Here is a 23,148-nt window from a genome sequence, read left to right on the forward strand (position 1 = left end):
AGGTACGCAGCGGACGAGCATGGGCCGTCGCCTGCCGCTCAGGTAGTACGGCGATCCAGCATGGCGCGGGCGATGGTGCCGGCGTCCACGTATTCCAGTTCACCGCCGACCGGTACACCCCGCGCCAGGCGACTGACCTTCAGGCCGCGGGCCTTGAGGGTTTCGCTGATGTAGTGGGCGGTGGCTTCCCCCTCGTTGGTGAAATTGGTGGCCAGTACGACTTCGCTGACCACGCCATCGGTGGCACGGGTGATGAGTTTTTCGAGATGGATGTCGCGCGGCCCGATCCCGTCCAGCGGCGAGAGTCGGCCCATGAGTACGAAGTACAAGCCCTTGAAGGTCAGCGTCTGCTCGATCATGACCTGGTCCGAGGGCGATTCCACCACGCACAGCTGAGTGTGGTCGCGCTGGCTGTCCTGGCAGGTTTCGCAGACGACCTGTTCGGTGAAGGTATTGCACAGCGCGCAATGACGGATGGTATCGAGCGCCTTGGCCAGCGACTGGCTCAGGTCGGCGGCAGCGTCGCGATCGTGCTGCAGCAGGTGGTAGGCCATGCGCTGCGCGGTCTTGGGGCCGATGCCGGGAAGCCGGCGCAGCGATTCGGTCAGGAGGGTGAGACTGGAGGGCGTTTTCAATTGCGGTCTACGGAATAGCGGAAGGCTTCCAGCGCCTCTGCCGTCATGGAGGGGACGAATTCGATGATCTCGTATTCGGCCACGCCACCGATGAAGAAGGGATCGGATTCCATGATGGCTTCGATCTCGGCACGGTCGGCACAGTCGGCAATGATGATGCCGCCGGTACGCGGCACCTTGCGGCCGGACATCAGGAATACGCCCTCGGCATATTGCTGGTTGAGGAATTTCTTGTGCGCAGTCAGCAAGGAATCGATTTCGCTTGCCGGCCTGGTGTATGTGATCGAGACGATGAACATGGTGCCTCCACTAAGCAATCCTGCATTCCATCAGAATCAGACTGTCCCGCGCGATGCTGCCTGCGCCCGGCGGCACTGGCCACCGGGCAGAGGAGCGCATCAGAACGGCATCTTGAAGCCCGGGGGCAGCGGCATGCCGGCGGTGACGCCCGACATCTTTTCCTGGGCGGTGGCTTCGGCCTTGCGCACGGCATCGTTGAAGGCGGCGGCGACCAGGTCTTCCAGCATGTCCTTGTCGTCAGCCAGCAGCGACGGGTCGATGGAGACGCGCTTGACGTCGTTCTTGCAGGTCATCACGACCTTCACCAGGCCGGCGCCGGACTGGCCCTCGACTTCGATGCTGGCCAGCTGTTCCTGGGCCTTCTTCATGTTGTCCTGCATGGCCTGTGCTTGCTTCATCAGACCTGCCAGTTGACCTTTCATCATGCTCATTGCTCCTTGTTTCAATTCACGGAATTCTATCGCGTTTGGGCAGACGGTCGGCAATCCTTGCCTCGCCGTCCATGCCTCACAACGCCTGGATCGACCCCGGCACGATGGACGCGCCGAACTCGCGCATCATGCTCATCACGAAGGGATCGCTCTTCATCTTCTGTTCGGCCTTGCGCTGGCGCTCGGCACGTTCGGCCTCGGCCACGGCATTGGCGGTATCGGCCACGGCGCCGATCTCGGTCTCGACACGGATTTCCTTGCCAAAACGCTCAGACAGGGCCGCGACCAGTTTTTCGATGCTGCCCGAGGAACGCAGGGTTTCCAGCGGGATACGCAGGTGGAAGCAGACGTTGCCGCCATTGAGCGCCTCGCAACGCACCAGTTCGCTCTGGAAGGCCATCTGGTGTGCCACGCCGCGCAGCGCGGTGAGACTGGCCGCCAGCGTCGGCCAGTGGCCATCCCAGCCCAGTTCGGCGGCAATGCGTGCGGTTTCCTGCTGCTGCGCGGGAGTGGCGGCCGGACGCTGGGGCGCGGGAGGTTCTGCGGGTGCCGCTGCGGAGGTGGCAGGAGCAGGCGCAGTATCCATTCTTTCTTCGGCAAAGCCGGGCATCGGCACCGCGGGCGGCATGGCGGACGAACCGGTATCGTCTTCCCAGGGGGGGATGGCGTCGAAGGGTGGTGGCTCGGGCATGTCCGGCGGGATCGACTGCGCAGCACGGCCCGCCTGCGACGGCGCCACGGCTGGGGCGGTCGGCGCTGGCGCACTGGCAACTGCTACGGGGGCAACCGAGGGGACGGGTGCCGTCGACGGTGCAGGCGCTGCCGGACGGGCAGCCGCCTTGCCGCCCTTGCCGCCGCGCAGGGCCATGAGCGCCGCCTCGCGTGCCGAGGTCGGTGCAGCCGGCGCAGCAGTGGCGGCAGCAGGCGTTGCCGCAGGCGCCGATACCGGCGGCGGCGTCTGGCTTGGTGCAGGTGCTGGTGCCGGAGTCGGCGCAGCGGCAGCCTGCGGTTGCGCACGATTGACCGGTGCGCTCGTCACGGCGGCCTGCGGCGCCAGCAGGGGTGCGGCCTGGCGCGGCGCGGCCGCACGGCCGCCACCGGGCGCGGGCGGAAGCGGTGCGCTGGCACTGACCGGACGGAAGGCCAGCATACGCAGCAGGGTCATGCTGAAACCTGCATATTCGTCAGGGGCCAACCCCAGTTCATTGCGGCCATGGACGGCGATCTGGTAGAACAACTGCACATGCTCCGCACTGAACTGGCCGGACAGGCGCAGAATATCTTCACGATTGGGCAGGTCATCGGCCAACGCGGCCGGCACGGCCTGGGCCAGCGCGATCTGATGCAGCAGCGTGCCCAGATCCTGCAGGGCGGCGTTGTAGGACAGGCTGCGGGTGGCCATGTCATCGGCCACAGCCAGCAGCGCGGCGCCGTCCTGGAGCGCCAGGGCATCGAGGATGCGGATCAGGTAGGACTGGTCGAGCGCACCCAGCATGCCCTGCACGGCTTCCAGCGTGACCTTGCCGGCGGCATAGGCGATGGCCTGGTCGGTCAGCGAGAGGGCATCGCGCATGGAACCGGATGCGCCTTGCGCCAGCAGGCGCAGCGCGGGCGGATCGAATTCGATGCCTTCCTGGTTCAGGATGTTGTCGAGGTGGCCAATGATGTGGCCCGGTGGCATCTGCTTGAGGTTGAACTGCAGGCAGCGCGACAGCACGGTCACGGGAATCTTCTGCGGATCGGTGGTGGCCAGGATGAACTTGATGTGCTCGGGCGGCTCTTCCAGCGTCTTCAGCATGGCGTTGAAGGCGTGGTTGGTGAGCATGTGCACTTCGTCGATCATGTAGACCTTGAAGCGCGCGTTCGAGGGAGCATAGATGGCCTGTTCCAGCAACTGCGCCATCTCGTCCACACCGCGGTTGGAGGCGGCGTCCATCTCGATGTAGTCGACGAAGCGGCCGGCATCGATGGCCACGCAGGCCTCGCACACGCCGCAGGGCGCAGCGGTGATGCCGCCGCTGCCGTCGGGACCGACGCAATTGAGCGACTTGGCCAGGATGCGCGAGAGCGTGGTCTTGCCCACGCCACGGGTGCCAGTGAAGAGATAGGCGTGGTGCAGCCGCTGCTGTTCGAGCGCGTGCGTCAGCGCGCGCACGACGTGTTCCTGGCCGACCAGGGTGTCGAAGCTGCGGGGACGGTATTTGCGGGCGAGAACTTGATAAGACATGGAGTGGCTGCCGTGGGCTTTTTGGCTCAGGGGGGCATTTTAAGCTATTTCGCCGCCGCCAACGCCTTTGCCTGCACGCTGCCGCCCTACCCCGGCATCAGGCCGGCGCGCGACGCGCCTTCTTCTGCGCATACATGGCCAGATCGGCGCTGTGCAGGAGCGCTGCCAGGTCGGCGTGTTGCTGCGGATCATATTGCACCACGCCCACGCAATAATCGAGCTGATACTGGCGCCCAGCGCTCTGGTTGAAGACTTGCAGGGCCCCCTGCAGATGCTCCAGCACCACCGGGACGTCGGACTGCGCGGTATTGGTCAGGAAGACCGCGAATTCATCCCCGCCCAGGCGACCGATGACATCGGACTCGCGCAGACTGGTCAGCAGCAGCCCGGCAAAATCGGCCAGCGCCAGGTCGCCTTCGGCGTGACCGAAGCGATCATTGATCTGCTTGAAATGATTGAGGTCGAATCCCAGCATGCAGGCTGGCCGGCCGGTGCGCTTGCCGGTGGCCATGGCATGCCGCGCCAGCGACTCGAAACCGCGCCGGTTGGATACGCCGGTCAGCTCGTCGATGGTGGCCAGTTTCACGGTGGCCAGCTCCTGCTCCACCATGGCCGCCAGATCCTTGAGCAAGGCCTGCTCATCGGCCTCGAAAGCGCGCGGCCGGGTATCGACCAGGCACAGCGTACCGAGGGTGAAACCGCTCTCGCTCTTGATGGGGCATCCCGCATAGAAACGGATGAAAGGTTCGCCGGTGACCTGCGGATTGTCGGCGAAGCGCGGATCGAGCCGGGCATCAGGCACGATGGTCAGGCCTTCATGCAGGATGGCATGGGCGCAGAAGGAAACGTCGCGCGAGGTCTCGGTGGCATCTCCCATGCCGACACAGGACTTGAACCACTGGCGATGGACATCGATCATCGTCACCACTGCCATCGGCACATCGAACAACCGCCGCGCCAGGCGGGTCAGACGGTCGAATCGTTCTTCGCGCGGGGTATCGAGGATACGCAGCGAATGCAGGGCGTCGATACGGGCGGCTTCATTGGCGGGTAGCTCGGCGATTCTCATGGTCATCAGCGCAGAATGGACGTGGTTGCCGCTGTTAACGACAGGCTGCGAATGACTTTAACCCCAAATTTTTGGAGAAACAAGAATTAGTTTTTCACAATTGCACCACCGCTTGTCGGCTTTTGCTGTCAGCCGCTGCATCCTTGTCGAGCACGAATGACAGGCTCCCCGCTCCCCGGCCTGCCACCGCGCTTACTTGCCTGCTGCTGCCTTTTCAGGAGCCTTGTCGGCGGGCTTGTCCGTCATTTTTTCTGCTGCCTTGTCGTCGGACTTGCCGGACCGGCCAGCGCCCTCTCCGGCCTTGTTCTCAGCCCGTGAGGACTTGCCTTGCCTGCCGTCCTTGGGTGCCGTTGCAGCCGCCCCCGCCTTGGCCTGCCCGTTGACCGTCAGTCCGTTGGCGGACAGCTTCACGGCCGCCTTGTCCTTGATGCCCTTGACGCGCTGTTCCAGGTCGGCCCAGTCCTTGAAGGCGCCGCCTTTCTGGCGCTCTTCCAGGATGCGTTTGGACATGGAAGGTCCGATTCCGCGTACGCCGTCCAGCGCGGCCTGGTCGGCCTTGTTGACGTCCACCTCGGCCCAGGCCAGGGCGGTGGCGACGAGGAAGCTGAGGATGAACAACAGGGTTTTCTTCAACATGATGTTTCCTTTCGACTTGCAAGCTTCGGTTGGAGGAAAAACAAAGGGCAGCCCACCCGAAGGTGGACTGCCCTTGCTCAACGAAAACCGCACCAGCCTGTTGACCGAAATTGCGCTAGAAATCGCCCTCAAATCAGGCTGCGAGCAATTCCTCGCGCGTGACGGTGGCCGTGCCCAGCTTGCCGACCACGATGCCGCCGGCGCGATTGGCCATGGTCACCGCATCGACCAGCGAAGCGCCCGCACCCAGCATCACGGCCAGGGTGCCGATGACGGTATCGCCGGCACCGGAGACGTCATACACCTCACGCGCCATGGTCGGGAAGTGCGTGACTTCACCATCGCGATAGAGGCTCATGCCTTCTTCCGAACGGGTCAGCAGCAGGGCTTCGAGATCGAGTTCGGCGCGCAGCTTCTGGGCGCGTGCAGTGAGCTCTTCCTCGTTCTTCCACTGGCCGACGATACGCACCAGTTCCGACTTGTTGGGCGTGAGCACGGAGGCCCCCGCATAGCGCGCGAAATCATCGCCCTTGGGATCGACCAGGATGCGCTTGCCCAGCTTCCGGGCGGTGGCGATCATCTCAGCCACGTTGACCAGACCGCCCTTGGCATAATCGGAAAAAATGATCACATCGTAGTCAGCCACCAGTGAATTGAATTGCGTGAGCTTGTCGCGCAACACCGTATCGGTCGGGGCTTCCTCGAAATCGATGCGCACCAGTTGCTGCTGGCGACCGATCACGCGCAGCTTGACGATGGTGGAGATGCTGGGGTCGCGGTTGAGATGGCTGCGGATGCCCATCTCGCCCAGCATGCTGTCCATCACGCGAGCCGGTTCATCGTCGCCGGTCACGCCCAGCAGCGCCGTCTGCGCACCCAGGCTGGCGGTATTGCGGGCGACGTTGGCGGCGCCGCCCAGGCGCTCTTCCTTGCGTTCGACGCGCACCACCGGGACCGGGGCTTCGGGCGAGATGCGATTGACTTCCCCGAACCAGTAACGGTCCAGCATGACGTCGCCAACGATGAGGATGCGGGCCGCATCCCAGGCGGTCGCGATGTTCTTGTCCACGATGTGCTCTACCTTCCTATCCAGGTTGCGCGGGGGCTTATTGCACGCGCGCTTGCAGTGAACGGCCGATGCCGTAGTACTCGATGCCACTGTCGGCCATGAGCTGCGGATCGAACAGGTTGCGCCCGTCGAAGATCACCGGATGGTTCAGCGCTGCCTTGACGCGTTCGAAATCGGGGCTGCGGAAGGCCTTCCATTCCGTGACGATGGCCAGGGCATCGGCGCCTTGCAGCGCGTCCATCGGCGAAGAGGCAAAGCGGATGCGCTGCAGGCCGGCGCTCTCCTCGGCAAAGTCCAGTTCCAGTACGCGGGCGGCTTCCTTCATGGCCACCGGATCGTAGACCGCCACGCTGGCGCCACGGCGCACCAGTTCACCGATCAGCACGCGCGAGGAGGCTTCACGCATGTCATCCGTGTTGGGCTTGAAGGCCAGGCCCCAGATGGCGAAGTGCTTGCCGGACAGGTCCTGGCCAAAGCGCGTCACTACCTTCTTGCCCAGCACGTGCTTCTGCAGGTCGTTGACCTGCTCCACGGCGCGCAGGATCAGCAGCGACTGGTCGTAATCACGCGCGGTACGTTCCAGGGCCTGCACATCCTTGGGGAAGCAGGAGCCGCCATAGCCGCAGCCGGCATACAGGAAGCTGTGGCCGATGCGCGGATCGGAGCCGATGCCGTGGCGCACCGATTCGATATCGGCACCGACACGATCAGCCAGGTTGGCCAGTTCGTTCATGAAGGAAATGCGCGTGGCCAGCATGGCGTTGGCGGCGTACTTGGTGAACTCGGCCGAACGCACGTCCATCCAGTAGGTGCGTTCATGGTTGCGGTTGAAGGGGGCGTAGAGCTTCTTCATCAGGGCCTGGGCGCGCAGGCCATCGGCGGTCTGATCATGGCCGATGACGATGCGGTCAGGGCGCATGAAGTCTTCGACAGCAGCACCTTCCTTCAGGAATTCCGGATTGGAGACGACCGAAAAATGCAGCTCGGTCTGGTCGCGTGCGGCCAGTTCTTCCCTGATCGCTGCCGTGACGCGGTCGGCCGTACCGACCGGCACGGTGGACTTGTCCACCACCACCTTGAAGCCCTGCATGTGACGGCCGATATTACGGGCCGCCGCCAGCACATATTGCAGGTCGGCCGAACCGTCTTCATCAGGCGGGGTGCCTACGGCGATGAACTGGATGTCCCCATGGGCCACGCTGGCGGCCACGTCGGTGGAGAACTGCAGGCGGCCAGCCGCGCGGTTGCGCGCCACCACTTCTTCCAGCCCGGGTTCGTGGATGGGAATGCCACCGTTGTTGAGAATGTCGACCTTGCGCTGGTCGACATCCAGGCAGAATACGTCGTTACCCAGTTCGGCCAGACAGGCGCCGGTCACCAGGCCTACGTAGCCGGTGCCGATGATGGTGATTTTCATGTTGGTTCCTAAGTTCAAGTACAGCCCGCAAGGGCCTCAATTCATGACATTCAATTCTTCAGTGCGGCGCGGCGGATAGGTCTCCCACTGGCTGCAACCCGGGCATTGCCAGTAGAACTGACGCGCCTTGAAGCCGCAGTGACTGCACTGGTAGCGCGCCAGCTTCTGGGTGTAACCGTGCACCAGGGTCTTGACCACGGCCAGCTCGGGACGCACAGTCTGGGGCGCACTCATCATGCGCGCTTCCAGGAACTTGTCCAGGCCCAGCAGCGTCGGGGTGCGGCGTAATTCTTCACTCACCAGCACATTGGCCGCGTCGACACCATCGGCATCCAGCACGGCCTTGAAGACCACTTCCAGCAGGTCGATCGAGGGCGCTTCGGCCAGGTAGGCGCGCAACAGGTTGATGCCCTCCTGCGGACGGCCCACGGCAATGTAGCCATCCATGAGGCGCTGTGCCACCAGGGCGGTGTGCGGCACGCTCTGGTGCTCGACGCGGCGCCAGGTTTCCAGCGCACCTTCGATATCGCCGCGCGCGCGCAACGCGTCGCCCATGAGCATGGTGGCGCGCACGCTCTTGCGGTCGGCGGCCAGGGCCTTGTCCAGCAAGGCCATGGCCGCCTCGGTATTGGTGCGCACCAGTTCGTCGGCAGCCAGTTCGCAGTAGAACTGGGCAATCTCGCGCTGGCGGCCACCGGCGCCGGTGGCCTGCAGGATCTCGGCAGCGGAGATGGCACGCTCCCATTCCTTCTCGCGCTGGTAGATTTCCAGCAGGGCGCGTCCGGCCTGGGCGCTGTAGGGAGTGTCGATGAGCTTGTTGAAGGTTTCTTCAGCACGGTCCAGCAGACCCGCCTTCAGGTAATCCTGGCCCAGCTCGTAGAGGGCATGGCCATGATGCTCGGCCGGCAGGTCGGGACGCGCCAGCAGGTTCTGGTGCACACGGATGGCGCGCTCGGTCTCGCCACGGCGGCGGAACAGATTGCCCAGGGCGAAGTGCAATTCCACCGTTTCAGGGTCCAGCTTGACGATCTCGATGAAGGCATCGATGGCCTTGTCGGGCTGCTCGTTGAGGAGAAAATTGAGTCCCTTGAAATAGCCGCGCGGCAGAGTACGCGACTCGGAGAGCAACTGGTTGATATCCACCCGCGCAGCAATCCACCCCAGGCCGAAGAAGACCGGGATGCCGAGCAACCACCAAAATTCAAATTCCATAAATAGTGAAAGACAATTAGAGGATGTGCTGCGCAGTGATGACGCTGTCAGGTTGCGGCGGCTGGGCCTGCACCTGGGCGATTTCTTCCTGTTGCTTCTGAACTTGCGACAGCGCCTTCTTGTAGCGCGTGGCTTCGCGGCGGTGGCGCAGCACCAGCGGTGCCATGGCCAGCACGCCCAGGACGGCGCCGATCACGAAGAAGGCCAGCAGCACCAGCACCAGCGGGTCGGTACGTTCATAGCCGAGGAAGAAGTGCATGGTCACTTCCTGGGTATTGCGCAGCGCAAAGAAGAAGAAGAACACGAACAGGATGGCCGCGATCAATCGGGACAGTATTTTCATGGCGTAATCCTTTCTGGCGGGTCGTGATATTGCCCGAAGGCAGGCAGGCCAGGCTCGCCGGTAAGCGGTGCCGGTCTGCAGCATTATTGCGCTGGACGGAAAAATCGCGCCTGTTTCGCGCGCATTCCCGGTCAATCCGGGGTAGATCGGGATTGTACGTGAAAAAAAACGGCATCCAAAGATGCCGTTCATTTTGTTGATCTGCCTTTACACCCGTTCACCTGGCGATGTCCGAATGTGCAGCATTCAACGATTATTACTGCTCGCGGGCGCAGAAAACTTCATTTGCGCCCGGCAAGAACTGTCTGGTCACAGGCTCAGCCGGGTCAATCCTCGCGGATTGGCTGGCCGACCATCGCATCGACGCGTTCGCGCAATTCCTTGCCCGGCTTGAAGTGGGGAACCCGTTTTTCAGGGACCATCACCTTGTCACCAGACTTGGGATTGCGGCCGATACGCGGCGGACGACGGTTGAGCGCGAAGCTGCCAAAACCACGGATCTCGATGCGCTGGCCGGTCGCGAGAGCGTCGACCATGGCATCGAGGATGGTTTTGACCGCGTAATCCGCATCCTTGGCAACAAGTTGCGGATAACGCTCAGCCAGACGGGCGATCAGCTCCGACTTTGTCATCGTGACCGGAAGATCAGTTCTTGTTGTCGAGCTTGGCCTTGAGCAGCGCGCCCAGGCTGGTGGTGCCCGAAGCAGCGTTGGAGTCAGCCGACATCTTCTGCATGGCTTCCTGGGTCTCGGCGTTGTCCTTGGCCTTGATCGACAGCTGGATGCTGCGTGCCTTGCGGTCGATGTTGATGACCAGGGCTTCGACGGCGTCGCCCACCTTCAGGTGGGTACCGGCATCTTCCACGCGGTCGCGGGAGATTTCGGAAGCGCGCAGGTAACCTTCGACTTCGTCGGTCAGCTGGATCACGGCGCCCTTGGGCTCAACCGACTTGACGGTACCGGTCACGATCGCACCCTTGTCGTTCAGGGCAGCGAAGTTGTTGAACGGGTCGCCTTCCAGTTGCTTCACGCCCAGGGAGACGCGCTCGCGTTCCACGTCGATGGCCAGCACAACGGCTTCCAGCTCGTCGCCCTTCTTGAACTTGCGCACGGCTTCTTCGCCAGCTTCGGTCCAGGACAGGTCGGACAGGTGCACCAGGCCGTCGATGTTGCCCGGCAGGCCGATGAACACGCCAAAGTCGGTGATCGACTTGATCGAACCCTTGACCTTGTCGCCCTTCTTGTGGCTCATGGCGAAGTCGTCCCACGGGTTCGGCTTGCACTGCTTCATGCCCAGGGAGATACGACGACGCTCTTCGTCGATTTCCAGAACCATGACTTCGACTTCGTCGCCCAGCTGGACAACCTTGTTCGGGGCCACGTTCTTGTTGGTCCAGTCCATTTCGGAGACGTGCACCAGGCCTTCGATGCCTTGTTCGACTTCCACGAATGCACCGTAGTCGGTCAGGTTGGTGACCTTGCCGAACAGGCGGGTGCCTTGCGGGTAACGACGCGACAGGCCGGTCCACGGATCGTCGCCCAGCTGCTTCACGCCCAGGGAGACGCGGTTCTTCTCTTGATCGTACTTGAGGACCTTGGCGGTGATCTCTTGACCAACCGACAGCACTTCCGACGGGTGACGCACACGACGCCATGCCAGGTCGGTGATGTGCAGCAGGCCGTCGATGCCACCCAGGTCAACGAACGCACCGTAGTCGGTGATGTTCTTGACGATACCGGTGACGACGGTGCCTTCCTTCAGGGTTTCCATCAGCTTGGCGCGCTCTTCGCCCATCGAGGCTTCGATCACGGCACGGCGCGACAGAACGACGTTGTTGCGCTTGCGGTCCAGCTTGATGACCTTGAATTCCAGGGTCTTGCCTTCGAACGGAGTGGTGTCCTTGACCGGACGGGTGTCGACCAGCGAACCCGGCAGGAAGGCACGGATGCCGTTGGTCAGAACGGTCAGGCCGCCCTTGACCTTGCCATTGACGGTACCGGTGACGATCTCGCCGGACTCCATCGCCTTTTCCAGCGAGAGCCACGATGCCAGACGCTTGGCCTTGTCGCGCGACAGGATGGTGTCGCCGAAACCGTTTTCCAGGGATTCGATCGCAACGGAGATGAAGTCGCCGACGTTGACTTCGACTTCGCCGTTGTCGTTCTTGAATTCTTCAACAGGGATGAAGGCTTCGGACTTCAGGCCGGCGTTGACGATCACGAAGTTGTGATCCAGGCGCACGACTTCTGCCGAGATGACTTCACCCGAACGCATGTCCTGACGCGACAGCGATTCTTCGAACAGAGCAGCAAATTCGCTGGAGGTATCAACACCTGCAGCGATAACGGTAGTGGTAGACATAAAAGAAAGTAAGAAAGATTGGCCGGTATCCGTGTGATGCAATCAGGCTGACTTGCACTGCCGTCTTCGTTGCCGCCGACGACATGGGTACTGGGTTAGGTTTATCAACACCCGTCAGACTTTGCATCTGCCGGGCACCAATGGCACTACGGGTACAACAAGGACTTGCCCATGATGGGATCCGAATGCGCCATTTCAAGCAGATTGAAACGGTCTTCAGTGCCCCAGGGCAGCGTACCAGCTGAGTACCTGCTGCACCGCTTCGTCAGCGGTCATGTCGGATGTATCCAGGTGATATGCACCCTCCGCAGCCTTCAAGGGGGCCGACGAGCGGTTCATGTCGCGTTCGTCGCGCTCCTTCAAATCTCTGGAGAGGTCTTCGATATTAGCAGAAAAACCCTTGTCAATCAATTGCTTATAGCGCCTTGTGGCGCGTGCTTCCACACTGGCAGTCAAAAATACCTTCAAGCGGGCAGCGGGGAAGATGACGGTACCCATGTCACGGCCATCGGCCACCAGGCCCGGAGGTTTCCTGAATGACAACTGAAGTCCGTACAGGGCCTGGCGAACCGAGATCAGCGCGGCGATCTTGGAGGCGGTATTGCCGACCTCCTCGGCGCGGATAGCCTGGGTCACGTCTTCATTGGCCAGGAAGATATGGGCTCCATCGAAGTGGCAGTGCAGGTGTTCGGCAGCCTTGGCCAGGGCATGTTCATCGTCCAGCGCGATGCCGCGACGCAACACGGACAGTGCCGTCAGGCGGTACAGCGCGCCCGAATCCAGGTAATGGAAGCCCAGTTCCCGGGCCACCTTCTGCGCCACGGTGCCCTTGCCGGAGGCGGTCGGGCCATCGATGGTGATGACCGGTATCTTTGCTTTTTCCATGGCCTGATCCCTTTATCTGTGAATAATTTAGCGTAATTGCATCAAATACAGGGTTTATCAGATCAAGGTTTGTTCGGCAATCTTTTTGAAGACGTCGAAGTAATCCGGGAAGGTCTTGGCCACGCACTTGGGATCGTTGATACGGATACGGTTGCCACGCCGCAATGCACCATCCAGCGCCGCCAGCGAGAAGCACATGGCCATGCGGTGGTCATCGTAGGTATCGATGGCGGCCGTACCGATCTCGGCCGGAGGCGTCACCGTCAGGTAGTCGGCGCCCTCTTCCACCTGCGCGCCCAGCTTGCGCAATTCGGTCGCCATGGCCGCCAGGCGGTCGGTTTCCTTGACGCGCCAGCTGGCGATGTTGCGCAGGGTGCTGGGACCGTCGGCATAGAGCGCGGCCACGGCGATGGTCATCGCCGCGTCGGGAATATGGTTGAAGTCGGCATCGATGGCCTTGAGCGGGCCGTTGGAGGAGGCTTCGATCCAGTTCTCGCCCATGGTGATGGTGGCACCCATCTGCTCCAGCGCTTCGACGAAGCGCACGTCGCCCTGGATGCTGTCGCGACCCACGCCCTCGACCCGGATCGGGCCGCCGGTGATGGCACCGGCCGCCAGGAAGTAGGAGGCCGAGGACGCATCGCCCTCGACATGGATGCTGCCAGGGCTGCGGTAATGCTGGCCCGCCTTGATGGTGAACTGCTGCCAGCCGTCCCGTTCGACTTCCACACCGAAGCGGCGCATCAGGTTCAGGGTGATCTCGATGTAGGGCTTGGAGATGAGCTCACCCACCACCTCGACCTGCATGGCCTCTTCACGTGCCATCAGAGGAGCCGCCATCAGCAATGCCGTCAGGAACTGGCTGGAGACATTGCCGCGCACCTTCATGCGCGAGGACGCGAGCTGGCCACGACGGATGTGCAGGGGTGGATAGCCGGGATTGCCGGTGTACTCGATACGCATGCCGACGGCATTCAGGGCATCCACCAGGTCGCCAATCGGACGCTCGTGCATGCGCGGCACGCCATGCAGCGTGTAGTCGCCGCCCAGCACGGCCAGGGCTGCGGTGAGCGGACGGATGGCGGTACCGGCATTGCCCATGAAGAGATCAGCCTGGTGCACCGGCAGCATGCCGTTGACGCCATGGACGATGTAATCCTGGGTCCCTTCGATCTGCTCCCACTTCACGCCCAGGGTCTGCAGGGCCATGAGCATGACCAGGGTATCGTCGGAAGCCAGCAGGTCAAAGATGCGGGTGGTACCGCCCGAGAGCGCCGCCAGCAGCAGGATGCGGTTGGAGATGCTCTTGGAGCCCGGCAGCTTGACGGTACCTTGCACGTGCGGGACCGGGTTCAGGTCGATATGGCGGGGGTAGGAAGGCTGTTTCATCTGGCTTGCTTTTCTGTGGATGATTCGGTGGTGAGTTCGGGCCGCCAGGCGGCCTTGACGATGTGACCGGGAAAGAATGTTCAGTTGGCCTTGCGCTCGGCCGCTTCGATGGCTGCCGCCCATTGCTGGCGGGCATGCTGGGCGCTGGCGTAGATCTTTTCGAGGCCCGCGCCATCGCTGTCGGCAATCATCGCGCGAATGCCCTGCAACTGCGCCAGATAGGCATCGACCTCGGTGAGCAAGGCATCACGGTTGGCCAGCGTGATGTCACGCCACATCTCGGGCGAGGAGGCGGCGATACGGGTGAAATCGCGGAAGCCGCTGGCGGCATACTGGAACAAGGTCTCGGCATGCGGCTTGGCGGCAATGTCGTCCACCAGCGCAAAGGCCAGCACGTGCGGCAGGTGGCTCACCGAAGCAAAGACCGCATCATGTTCCTGCGGCGAGAGGCGATGGATGATCGCGCCGCAGGCCCGCCAGGCAGCGGCCACGGTCTCGACATCGGCCGCGCTGTTCTCGGGCAAGGCGGTGATGACCACCTTCTTGCCTTCATACAGTTCGGCCAGCGCGGCTTCCGGACCATGTTTTTCACGGCCCGCAATCGGATGCGCCGGAACGAACTGCGCAATGCGCTCCCCCAGCGCCTTGCGGGCGGCCGCCACCACATCGCTCTTGGTACTGCCGGCGTCGGTGACGATGGCCCGGGCATCCAGGTGCGGCTTGATGGAAGCGAGGATGGCTTCGGTCTGCGCCACCGGCGCGGCCACCAGGATCAGGTCGGCGCCGGCGACGGCGGCAGCCGCATCGGTGGCGATGGCATCGATGATGCCCAGCGCGCGCGCGCGCTCCAGGCTGGCCAGCGAGCGGCCCACGCCGACGATGTGCGCGGCCTGGCCGGCGCGGCGCAGCGCCAGGGCGAACGAGCCGCCGATCAGGCCCACACCGAAGATGACGACTTTCTTGAACACGTTGAACTCAGCCTTGAAGAATGGCGGGACGGCAGGCGCTCACAGGCCCAGCGGATAGGAGCCCAGCAGCTTGAAGAAGGCGGCGTTCTGGCGCAGCTCTTCGAGCGCCTTGGCAACCTTCTCATCCTGCTCGTGGCCTTCGAGGTCGACGTAGAAATAATATTCCCACGCGCCCATGCGGGCCGGGCGCGATTCGAAGCGCGTCATCGACACGCCATGCCGCGCCAGCGGCGCCAGCAGGTTGTAGACCGCACCGGCCTTGTTGGGCACCGACAGCACGATGGAAGTCTGGTCGCGGCCCGACGGTGCCGTGCGCAAACGGCCGATCACCGCAAAGCGGGTGCGATTGTGCGGGTCATCCTGGATATGGGCATTGACCGTCTGCAGGTTGTACTTCTGGCCGGCGATTTCGCCGGCAATGGCCGCCACGCTTTTATCTTCACCTGCCATGCGCGCGGCCTCGGCGTTGGAGGCCACCGCCTGGCGCTCGATGGCAGGATAGTTCATATTGAGCCAGGCATTGCACTGGGCGAGGGCCTGCGAGTGCGCGCAGATGCGGGTGATGCCTTCCATCTTGCCGCTGGCGGTCATCAGGCTGTGATGCACGGGGATCGCCACTTCGCCGCTGATGGTCAGCGTGGTCTGCAGCAGCAGGTCGAGGGTGCGGTTGATCACGCCTTCGGAGGAATTCTCGATGGGTACCACGCCGAAATCGGCGGTACCGGCTTCGGCATCGCGGAACACTTCATCAATCGATACACACGGCAAGCCTTCGATGGCGTGACCGAACTGCTGGTACACCGCCTGTTCGCTGAAGGTACCTTCGGGGCCGAGGTAAGCCACCACCACACGCTTTTCCAGCGCGCGGCAGGCCGACATCACTTCACGGAAGATGGTCTGGATATCGGTGCCCAGCAAGGGGCCGGGATTGCGGTCGGCGGCGCGGCGCAGCACCTGAGCTTCGCGCTCGGGGCGAAACACGGGGGCATTGGTCTCGGCCTTGACGTGGCCCACTTCCTGCGCGACGCGGGCGCGCTGGTTCAGCAGGTCGAGGATCTGCGCATCGATGGCATCGATCTTCTGGCGCAGGGGTAGCAACTTGTCGTCACTCATCTTGCTCTTTCAGGTGTTGCACGGCGCGCGGGCGCTACGAGCGGCCGGCGGCGCACCGGGCATGGCGTTGGCTTGGCGCACGGCCACGGCCTGCACTGCGCGGGCGCTGCGCCCGGCCAGATGCGGCCTCAACCGTGCTGCTGTTCGAAGTCTTTCAGATAATCGACGAGAGCCTGTACGCCCTCGATCGGCATCGCGTTGTAGATCGATGCACGCATGCCGCCGACCGACTTGTGGCCTTTCAGCTGCAGCAGGCCGCGCTCTTTGGCGCCGGCCAGGAAGGTGTCATTGAGCGACTCGTCGCGCAGGAAGAACGGCACGTTCATGCGGGAACGGCAGTCCGCTGCGATCCGGTTGCTGTAGAAATCGGTGCTGTCCAGGTAGCCGTAGAGCAGCCCGGCCTTGGCGATGTTGCGCGCTTCCAGCGCGGCCACGCCACCCTGGCGCTTGATCCACTGGAACACCAGACCGGCGATGTAGATCGCGTAGGTCGGCGGGGTGTTGTACATGGAATCGTTGTCGGCCACGATCTTCCAGTCGAAGGCCGAGGGACAGAACGGCAGCGCGTGACCCAGCAGGTCTTCGCGCACGATGACGATGGTCACGCCAGCCGGGCCGATGTTCTTCTGCGCGCCACCATAGATGACGCCGTATTTGGACACATCCACCTCGCGCGAGAGGATGTGCGAGGACATGTCCGCCACCAGAGGTGCACCGTCGGTATCGGCCGCGACCTCGGGCGTGTACTGGTATTCGACGCCGTCGATGGTCTCGTTGCTGCAGATGTGCACGTAGGCGGCATTGCGCGAGAGCTTCCAGTCGGCACGTGCCGGGATGCTGGAGAACTTGCGGTCGGCCGAGGAGGCTGCCACGTTCACCGTGCAGTAACGCCCCGCTTCCTTGATCGACTTGGTCGACCAGGAACCGGTGTTGATGTAATCGGCCACACCGGCCTCATGCTTGCCCGCCGGCGAACGCAGCGCCGCCAGGTTCATCGGGATGATGGCGTTCTCGGCAATGGCCCCGCCTTGCAGGAACAGCACCTTGTAGTTGGAAGGAATGTTCATCAGCGCGCGCACGTCAGCCAGCGCGGCTTCGATGATGGACATGTATTCCTTGCCGCGATGGCTCATCTCCATGACCGACATGCCACTGCCATGCCAGTCCAGCATCTCGTCGGCTGCCTGTTGCAGCACTTCCTTGGGCAATACCGCCGGACCGGCGGAAAAGTTATAGACCATGTCTGCGTTCGCCATCAAAAAAGGCGGCAGGCGCTTGGCCCACCGCCTTGAACTTGCTTTACTCGCCAGCGGCAGGTGTTTCGCCGCCGGCAGCCTCGGTACCTTCGCTCTCGATCGCGTCTTCCACATCGGACTCGACCACGCGCTGCAGGCCGGACAGCTTGGTGCCGTCTTCCACTGCAATCAGGGTCACGCCCTGGGTCGCGCGGCCCATCTCGCGGATCTCCGAGACACGGGTGCGGATCAGCACACCGCCGGTGGTGATCAGCATGATCTCATCGGTGGAATCGACCAGGGTCGCGGCCACGACCTTGCCGTTGCGCTCGCTGGTCTGGATGGCGATCATGCCCTTGGTGCCGCGACCGTGACGGGTGTATTCGGTGATCGGAGTACGCTTGCCGAAGCCGTTTTCGGTGGCAGTGAGCACGGACTGCTGTTCATTCTCGGCCACCAGCAGGGCGATGACCTGCTGGGTTTCTTCCAGGTTCATGCCGCGCACGCCACGGGCGGTACGGCCCATCGGACGCACGTCGTTTTCATCGAAGCGCACGGCCTTGCCGCCGTCCGAGAACAGCATCACGTCATGCGCGCCATCGGTCAACGCAGCGCCAATCAGGAAGTCGCCTTCATCCAGATCGACCGCGATGATGCCGGCCTTGCGCGGATTGGAGAAGTCCGACAGCGGGGTCTTCTTGACCGTGCCCAGGCTGGTGGCCATGAAGACGTAGCGGTCGTCCGGGAAACTGCGGTTGGCGCCCGACACCGGCAGGATCACCGTGATCTTCTCGCCATCCTGCAGCGGGAACATGTTGACGATGGGCTTGCCACGCGAATTGCGCGACCCCTGCGGCACTTCCCAGACCTTCAGCCAGTACAGGCGGCCCCGGTTGGAGAAGCACAGGATGTAGTCGTGCGTATTGGCGATGAAGAGCTGGTCGATCCAGTCGTCATCCTTGGTGGCCATGGCCTGCTTGCCGCGACCGCCGCGCTTTTGCGCGCGGTATTCAGAAACCGGCTGCGACTTCATGTAACCGGTGTGCGACAGCGTGACCACCATGTCCTGCGGCGTGATCAGGTCTTCGGTAGCCAGGTCGGTGGCGTTGTGCTCGATGGTGGAGCGGCGCTCGTCCTTGGCGCCGATGCCGTAGTCGTTGCGGGCGGCGTTGAGTTCGTCGGTGATGATGGCGGTGACGCGGGCCGGCTTGGAGAGGATATCCAGCAGGTCGGCGATCTGCGCCATCACGTCCTTGTATTCATTGACGATCTTGTCCTGCTCCAGACCGGTCAGGCGTTGCAGACGCATCTGCAGGATTTCCTGGGCCTGTTCGTCGGAGAGCTTGTAGAGACCATCGGACTGGATGCCGTAATGGGCCGGCAGGCTTTCCGGACGGAAGGCTTCGATGCCGCCCGGGTTGCCTTCGCCGGTGCGGGCCAGCATCTCGCGCACCATGGACGAATCCCAGGCGCGGTTCATCAGTTCGGCCTTGGCGATCGGCGGGGTCGGTGCGGCGCGGATGATGGCGATGAAGTCATCGATGTTGGCCAGCGCAACAGCCAGGCCTTCGAGCACGTGGCCGCGTTCGCGCGCCTTGCGCAGTTCGAACACGGTGCGGCGGGTGACCACTTCGCGGCGATGCGAGAGGAAGCATTCCAGCAGCTGCTTCAGGTTCAACAGGCGCGGCTGACCATCGACCAGGGCCACCATGTTCATGCCGAAGGTGTCTTGCAGCTGGGTCTGCTTGTAGAGGTTGTTGAGCACAACCTCGGGCACTTCACCGCGCTTCAATTCGATGACCACGCGCATGCCCGACTTGTCGGACTCGTCGCGCAGGTCGGAGATGCCTTCGAGCTTCTTGTCGCGCACCAGCTCGGCGATGCGTTCGAGCAGCGCCTTCTTGTTGACCTGGTAAGGCAGCTCATCGACGATGATGGCGATGCGGCCTTCGCGGCCATATTCCTCGAAGTGGGTCTTGGCGCGCATGATCACGCGACCGCGGCCGGTGCGATAGCCATCGCGCACGCCCGAGACGCCATAGATGATGCCGCCGGTGGGGAAGTCCGGCGCCGGCACCAGTTCGATCAGTTCATCGATGGTGCAGTGTTCGTTGGCCAGCAGGTGCAGCGCGCCGTTGATCACCTCGGTGATGTTGTGCGGCGGGATGTTGGTGGCCATGCCCACGGCGATGCCGGAGGAGCCATTGACCAGCAGGTTGGGAATACGCGTGGGCAGGACCGAGGGTTCCTTTTCCTTGCCGTCGTAGTTGGGCACGAAATCGACGGTTTCCTTCTCGATGTCGGCCAGCAATTCGTTGGAGATCTTGTCCAGGCGGCACTCGGTATAACGCATCGCGGCAGCACCGTCGCCGTCGATGGAACCGAAGTTGCCCTGGCCATCGACCAGGGTGTAGCGCAGCGAGAAGTCCTGGGCCATGCGCACCAGGGTGTCATAGATGGAGGCGTCGCCGTGCGGGTGATATTTACCCATGACTTCACCGACCACGCGCGCGCACTTCACGAACGGGCGGTTCCAGACATTGTTCATCTCGTGCATCGCATACAGCACGCGGCGGTGCACCGGCTTCAAGCCATCGCGCACATCCGGCAGTGCCCGACCCACGATCACGCTCATGGCGTAATCGAGGTAACTCTTGCGCATCTCTTCTTCGAGGGAAATGGGGATGGTTTCTTTAGCGAATTGATCCATTGGAGAGTCGAAAGATGTTTCCCGGCCAGAAAATCATGCCGGGCGGGCGTGGCCCTTGGACTGATCAGAACAGCACATTCTAGCACGCCAGGAGGGTCAAAAGCCCGTCAAAGGCCCTCATCGCCCCGGCAACGGCATGCTTCGCGATGGCAGCCGGTCCGGTGCCCACCATCACCGCATGCGCCGCAAAGCTCCTCCCAGCGCCTGAGAGCGACCAAACAGGGGGCCGAGCGCCTATATATATTAGAGCGCCCGAATTCAGCGACCAGCATTGCCACCCGGCATCGAATGCTTCTCCGCCGTGGATTGCTGTCAAATGGCCAATTTGGGGAAATTTTCCGAAACTCACTTTCCCGGTGCACGCCATCGGGAGAAACCCCACGCGCCGGGAGGCACGATGCCGCGGAGAAAATGGCAACTACTTGCCCGAGTGAAAATGCGCGAACTGTATGAAAAATAAGGATTTTCTCTAAAAAATCCGGCTTTTTTCTGCCTTAAAGGAACAAAAACGGGCCAAAAATATCGCGTTGCGAAGAAACAACACAGTCCCAAAAACGTTGTCTGGACCAATTGGCAAGCATCGCTGAAGGTCGATCCGTGTGGCAGAATGGCGGCTAAGTTCATTACTAGCCCCATGGAACAAGGGCCGGTGACGACCTGAACACATGATATTATTCATTTTTTGATGTCGTAATCTTGTAGCGCAGTTTATCTGCGGATATCTCACCCGAGAGGAGAAACATGAACAAATTAGCAAAACTCGTCTTCGCTGCTGCGTCCGCAGCCATCGCACTGTCTGCCACCGCTCAGGAAACCAAGGACATCAAGGTTCGTCCCGGCAGCCTGTACCTGCAAGATGGCCGTGACGTCGTGACCCGCAGCGGTTACGGTCTGTGCTGGCAAACCGCTTACGTGAACGGTCCGTGCGAAGAACCGCCCGCACCGGCTCCGGTTGCCGCTGCTGTTGCTCCGAAGCCCGCTCCGGCTGCTGCTCCGACCTCGGAAAAAGTCACCTACGCTGCTGACGCCTTCTTCGATTTCGACAAGGCAACCCTGAAGCCGGCTGGCAAGGCCAAGCTGGACGAACTGGTTGGCAACCTGAAGGCCATCAACCTGGAAGTCATCATCGCCGTCGGCCACACCGACTCGATCGGTTCCGTCGCCTACAACCAGAAGCTGTCGGTTCGTCGTGCTGAATCCGTCAAGGCTTACCTGGTTTCCAAGGGCGTTGAAGCCAACCGTGTCTACACCGAAGGCAAGGGCAAGTCGCAACCGGTCGCTGACAACAAGACCGCTGCTGGCCGCGCCAAGAACCGTCGCGTGGAAATCGAAGTTGTGGGTACCCGCAAGTAATCGATTGACGCTACAAGCAGTCATGAAAACCCCGCTTCGGCGGGGTTTTTTTATTCCTGATGCGTTTGCGCGTCATGTACGGACAAGCCCTGCCTTGTCCCGCAATTGCGGCCGATGTTGATCTGGCCCAGGCCACCCGCAGCGTCGGATTGGGCTATCATTAGGCCCCATGAACACGACCAATGCGACCATGAACGCCGATCCCCAAGAGATCCAGAAATTCAGTGAACTGGCCCATCGCTGGTGGGACCCGGGTTCCGAATTCCGTCCCCTGCACGAAATCAACCCGCTGCGCCTGGAGTGGATCAACGCCCGTGCACCGCTGGCCGGCAAGAAGGTGATCGACATCGGCTGCGGCGGCGGCATCCTGGCCGAATCGATGGCCAGGAAAGGCGCCGACGTCACCGGCATCGACCTCTCCGACAAGGCGCTGAAAGTGGCCGACCTGCACAGCATGGAGTCCGGCGTACAAGTGCGCTACGAGAAGATCGCCGCCGAAGACATGGCCGCGCACGAAGCCGGCCAGTATGACGTGGTGACCTGCATGGAGATGCTGGAACACGTACCTGATCCGGCCGCCATCGTGCGTGCTGCGGCCACCCTGGCCAAGCCGGGCGGCAAGCTGTTCTTCTCCACCCTGAACCGCAACATGAAGTCTTACGTCATGGCCATCATCGGTGCCGAATACGTGCTGCGCCTGCTGCCCAAGGGCACGCATGACTACGCCAAATTCATCACCCCGGCCGAGCTGGCGCACTACACGCGCGAGGCCGGCCTGCAGATCGACGGCTTCAAGGGCATGGGCTACAACCCGCTGACCAAGATCTATTCGCTCAACGACGACACCAGCGTGAACTACCTGGTGGCCTGTACCAAACTGGGCTGAGCGAGCGTTCGCGCCCCGCCTGCCTGCTCTCGTCGTGCTCACATCGCCGCAGCCATCGGCTGCGGCGCTTTTCTTTCTGCCACTCTGACCGCCCATGCCACTCCGCCCTCCCCGCGCGATCCTGTTTGACCTCGACGGCACCCTTGCCGATACCGCTCCCGACCTGGCGGCCGCCGCCAACTTCCTGCGCCAGCAACGTGGCCTGGAAAATGCCCCCTATGAAAGTTTGCGCCCGGTGGCCTCAGCCGGTGCCCGTGGACTCATCGGTGCAGCGCTGGGCATCCATCCGGGCGATGCGGAATATGAAGATTTGCGCGTACTTTTCCTGGACCGCTACCAGGCCAACATGAGCACCCACAGCCGTCTCTTCGATGGCATCCCGGAGTTGCTGAGCCAACTGGAAGCGCGCGGCATCGCCTGGGGCATCGTCACCAACAAGGCCGCGCGCCTGACCGACGTACTGGCCCCGCAGATCGGCCTGGGCCATGCCGGCTGCACCGTCTCCGGCGACACCACCCCGCATCCCAAGCCGCACCCGGCACCGTTGCTGGAAGCCGCCAAGCGCCTGGGACTGGCGCCCGAGGATTGCTGGTACGTCGGCGACGACCTGCGCGACATCCAGGCCGGCCGTGCCGCCAACATGCCCACCATCGCCGCCGCCTGGGGCTATTGCGGGCACACCGAACCCGCTGCCTGGCAAGCGGACGCGCTGCTGCATGCACCGCTGGACATCCTCACCCTGCTGGACTGATTCCCCTGCCAGTCTTGCCTGACGCGCCCGGAAACTTGGGCGCGTCTTTTCCCTCCTAGCAGTGCCATGTCGCCTCGCATTAGAATGGCGACAACCCCGGCGCACGCCGCAGCATCGCCTACCATCACAACCAGAACCGGCCACCGGCGCACACACGG

The 23,148-nt window shown here is 62.6% G+C and carries 21 protein-coding genes; 3 read left to right on the forward strand and 18 right to left on the reverse strand.

The annotated features are described in order from the left end of the window. Positions 1-38 precede the first annotated feature (38 nt). The 18 genes from recR to gyrA form a co-directional block, all read right to left on the reverse strand. Complete coding sequence (recR, locus tag HNO82_RS14255; RefSeq protein WP_008331539.1) at positions 39-635, reverse strand: recombination mediator RecR; 597 nt, start codon at positions 633-635, stop codon at positions 39-41. Continuing rightward, on the reverse strand, positions 632-934 hold the full coding sequence (locus HNO82_RS14260; protein ID WP_008331540.1) for a YciI family protein: 303 nt from the start codon (positions 932-934) through the stop codon (positions 632-634). The genes recR and HNO82_RS14260 overlap by 4 nt, the downstream gene beginning before the upstream one ends. A gap of 99 nt (positions 935-1,033) precedes the next feature. Beyond that, positions 1,034-1,360, reverse strand: coding sequence for a YbaB/EbfC family nucleoid-associated protein (locus HNO82_RS14265; protein ID WP_008331542.1), 327 nt, complete (start codon positions 1,358-1,360; stop codon positions 1,034-1,036). Between the two features lie 82 nt (positions 1,361-1,442). Then, the gene (locus tag HNO82_RS14270) at positions 1,443-3,593 is read right to left on the reverse strand and encodes a DNA polymerase III subunit gamma/tau (RefSeq protein ID WP_175344178.1); all 2,151 of its coding nucleotides are present in this window, start codon (positions 3,591-3,593) and stop codon (positions 1,443-1,445) included. A 97-nt stretch (positions 3,594-3,690) separates the two neighbouring features. Further along, positions 3,691-4,662 carry a GGDEF domain-containing protein gene (locus tag HNO82_RS14275; protein ID WP_175344179.1) on the reverse strand — a complete coding sequence of 324 codons (972 nt, stop codon included), beginning with the start codon at positions 4,660-4,662 and terminating at the stop codon, positions 3,691-3,693. A 192-nt stretch (positions 4,663-4,854) separates the two neighbouring features. After that, the gene (locus tag HNO82_RS14280) at positions 4,855-5,298 is read right to left on the reverse strand and encodes a ComEA family DNA-binding protein (RefSeq protein ID WP_175344180.1); all 444 of its coding nucleotides are present in this window, start codon (positions 5,296-5,298) and stop codon (positions 4,855-4,857) included. A gap of 133 nt (positions 5,299-5,431) precedes the next feature. Then, positions 5,432-6,367, reverse strand: coding sequence for a D-glycero-beta-D-manno-heptose-7-phosphate kinase (rfaE1, locus tag HNO82_RS14285; protein ID WP_008331548.1), 936 nt, complete (start codon positions 6,365-6,367; stop codon positions 5,432-5,434). Positions 6,368-6,404: 37 nt separating this feature from the next. After that, positions 6,405-7,784 (reverse strand): UDP-glucose dehydrogenase family protein, encoded by a 1,380-nt coding sequence (locus HNO82_RS14290; RefSeq protein WP_008331549.1) that lies wholly within the window; start codon positions 7,782-7,784, stop codon positions 6,405-6,407. 36 nt (positions 7,785-7,820) lie between these two features. Then, positions 7,821-8,996 (reverse strand): lipopolysaccharide assembly protein LapB, encoded by a 1,176-nt coding sequence (lapB, locus tag HNO82_RS14295; protein WP_008331550.1) that lies wholly within the window; start codon positions 8,994-8,996, stop codon positions 7,821-7,823. Between the two features lie 16 nt (positions 8,997-9,012). After that, entirely contained in the window at positions 9,013-9,339 is a 327-nt protein-coding gene (locus HNO82_RS14300) for a LapA family protein (protein WP_008331551.1), read from the reverse strand. 326 nt (positions 9,340-9,665) lie between these two features. Further along, entirely contained in the window at positions 9,666-9,971 is a 306-nt protein-coding gene (locus tag HNO82_RS14305; RefSeq protein ID WP_006462119.1) for an integration host factor subunit beta, read from the reverse strand. A gap of 13 nt (positions 9,972-9,984) precedes the next feature. Beyond that, positions 9,985-11,700: a 30S ribosomal protein S1 gene (gene rpsA / locus HNO82_RS14310; protein WP_008331552.1), complete on the reverse strand. Its 1,716-nt coding sequence runs from the start codon at positions 11,698-11,700 to the stop codon at positions 9,985-9,987. Between the two features lie 216 nt (positions 11,701-11,916). Continuing rightward, on the reverse strand, positions 11,917-12,585 hold the full coding sequence (cmk, locus tag HNO82_RS14315) for a (d)CMP kinase (RefSeq protein ID WP_175344181.1): 669 nt from the start codon (positions 12,583-12,585) through the stop codon (positions 11,917-11,919). Between the two features lie 57 nt (positions 12,586-12,642). Beyond that, positions 12,643-13,974: a 3-phosphoshikimate 1-carboxyvinyltransferase gene (gene aroA / locus HNO82_RS14320; RefSeq protein WP_008331554.1), complete on the reverse strand. Its 1,332-nt coding sequence runs from the start codon at positions 13,972-13,974 to the stop codon at positions 12,643-12,645. A gap of 80 nt (positions 13,975-14,054) precedes the next feature. Continuing rightward, the gene (locus tag HNO82_RS14325; RefSeq protein WP_175344182.1) at positions 14,055-14,942 is read right to left on the reverse strand and encodes a prephenate dehydrogenase; all 888 of its coding nucleotides are present in this window, start codon (positions 14,940-14,942) and stop codon (positions 14,055-14,057) included. 39 nt (positions 14,943-14,981) lie between these two features. Next, positions 14,982-16,055, reverse strand: a complete 1,074-nt coding sequence (pheA, locus tag HNO82_RS14330; RefSeq protein ID WP_175344183.1) for a prephenate dehydratase — start codon at positions 16,053-16,055, stop codon at positions 14,982-14,984. Positions 16,056-16,183: 128 nt separating this feature from the next. Further along, positions 16,184-17,296: a 3-phosphoserine/phosphohydroxythreonine transaminase gene (gene serC, locus HNO82_RS14335; protein WP_175344184.1), complete on the reverse strand. Its 1,113-nt coding sequence runs from the start codon at positions 17,294-17,296 to the stop codon at positions 16,184-16,186. Between the two features lie 58 nt (positions 17,297-17,354). Continuing rightward, on the reverse strand, positions 17,355-20,000 hold the full coding sequence (gene gyrA, locus HNO82_RS14340; RefSeq protein ID WP_175344185.1) for a DNA gyrase subunit A: 2,646 nt from the start codon (positions 19,998-20,000) through the stop codon (positions 17,355-17,357). Between the two features lie 741 nt (positions 20,001-20,741). On the opposite strand from gyrA, the gene ompA reads away from it, so the two are divergent. From ompA to HNO82_RS14355, 3 genes are all read left to right on the forward strand, one after another. Continuing rightward, positions 20,742-21,353 carry an outer membrane protein OmpA gene (gene ompA, locus HNO82_RS14345; RefSeq protein ID WP_008331561.1) on the forward strand — a complete coding sequence of 204 codons (612 nt, stop codon included), beginning with the start codon at positions 20,742-20,744 and terminating at the stop codon, positions 21,351-21,353. 169 nt (positions 21,354-21,522) lie between these two features. Beyond that, entirely contained in the window at positions 21,523-22,239 is a 717-nt protein-coding gene (gene ubiG, locus HNO82_RS14350; RefSeq protein ID WP_175344186.1) for a bifunctional 2-polyprenyl-6-hydroxyphenol methylase/3-demethylubiquinol 3-O-methyltransferase UbiG, read from the forward strand. Between the two features lie 94 nt (positions 22,240-22,333). Then, on the forward strand, positions 22,334-22,990 hold the full coding sequence (locus HNO82_RS14355; protein WP_008331563.1) for an HAD family hydrolase: 657 nt from the start codon (positions 22,334-22,336) through the stop codon (positions 22,988-22,990). Positions 22,991-23,148: the final 158 nt, after the last annotated feature.

This window comes from Herbaspirillum sp. C9C3 (assembly GCF_013359625.1).
Taxonomy (GTDB): Bacteria; Pseudomonadota; Gammaproteobacteria; order Burkholderiales; family Burkholderiaceae_D; genus Herbaspirillum.

What these genes read in the sequence shown, in the direction of transcription:
- aroA (WP_008331554.1), bottom strand. Translation starts at nt 13,974, where the DNA reads ATGAAACAGCCTTCCTACCCCCGCCATATCGACCTGAACCCGGTCCCG.
- HNO82_RS14265 (WP_008331542.1), bottom strand. Translation starts at nt 1,360, where the DNA reads ATGATGAAAGGTCAACTGGCAGGTCTGATGAAGCAAGCACAGGCCATG.
- HNO82_RS14280 (WP_175344180.1), bottom strand. Translation starts at nt 5,298, where the DNA reads ATGTTGAAGAAAACCCTGTTGTTCATCCTCAGCTTCCTCGTCGCCACC.
- HNO82_RS14300 (WP_008331551.1), bottom strand. Translation starts at nt 9,339, where the DNA reads ATGAAAATACTGTCCCGATTGATCGCGGCCATCCTGTTCGTGTTCTTC.
- serC (WP_175344184.1), bottom strand. Translation starts at nt 17,296, where the DNA reads ATGGTCTATAACTTTTCCGCCGGTCCGGCGGTATTGCCCAAGGAAGTG.
- gyrA (WP_175344185.1), bottom strand. Translation starts at nt 20,000, where the DNA reads ATGGATCAATTCGCTAAAGAAACCATCCCCATTTCCCTCGAAGAAGAG.
- HNO82_RS14260 (WP_008331540.1), bottom strand. Translation starts at nt 934, where the DNA reads ATGTTCATCGTCTCGATCACATACACCAGGCCGGCAAGCGAAATCGAT.
- ompA (WP_008331561.1), top strand. Translation starts at nt 20,742, where the DNA reads ATGAACAAATTAGCAAAACTCGTCTTCGCTGCTGCGTCCGCAGCCATC.
- lapB (WP_008331550.1), bottom strand. Translation starts at nt 8,996, where the DNA reads ATGGAATTTGAATTTTGGTGGTTGCTCGGCATCCCGGTCTTCTTCGGC.
- HNO82_RS14290 (WP_008331549.1), bottom strand. Translation starts at nt 7,784, where the DNA reads ATGAAAATCACCATCATCGGCACCGGCTACGTAGGCCTGGTGACCGGC.
- ubiG (WP_175344186.1), top strand. Translation starts at nt 21,523, where the DNA reads ATGAACACGACCAATGCGACCATGAACGCCGATCCCCAAGAGATCCAG.
- pheA (WP_175344183.1), bottom strand. Translation starts at nt 16,055, where the DNA reads ATGAGTGACGACAAGTTGCTACCCCTGCGCCAGAAGATCGATGCCATC.
- HNO82_RS14355 (WP_008331563.1), top strand. Translation starts at nt 22,334, where the DNA reads ATGCCACTCCGCCCTCCCCGCGCGATCCTGTTTGACCTCGACGGCACC.
- HNO82_RS14270 (WP_175344178.1), bottom strand. Translation starts at nt 3,593, where the DNA reads ATGTCTTATCAAGTTCTCGCCCGCAAATACCGTCCCCGCAGCTTCGAC.
- HNO82_RS14305 (WP_006462119.1), bottom strand. Translation starts at nt 9,971, where the DNA reads ATGACAAAGTCGGAGCTGATCGCCCGTCTGGCTGAGCGTTATCCGCAA.
- cmk (WP_175344181.1), bottom strand. Translation starts at nt 12,585, where the DNA reads ATGGAAAAAGCAAAGATACCGGTCATCACCATCGATGGCCCGACCGCC.
- rpsA (WP_008331552.1), bottom strand. Translation starts at nt 11,700, where the DNA reads ATGTCTACCACTACCGTTATCGCTGCAGGTGTTGATACCTCCAGCGAA.
- HNO82_RS14275 (WP_175344179.1), bottom strand. Translation starts at nt 4,662, where the DNA reads ATGAGAATCGCCGAGCTACCCGCCAATGAAGCCGCCCGTATCGACGCC.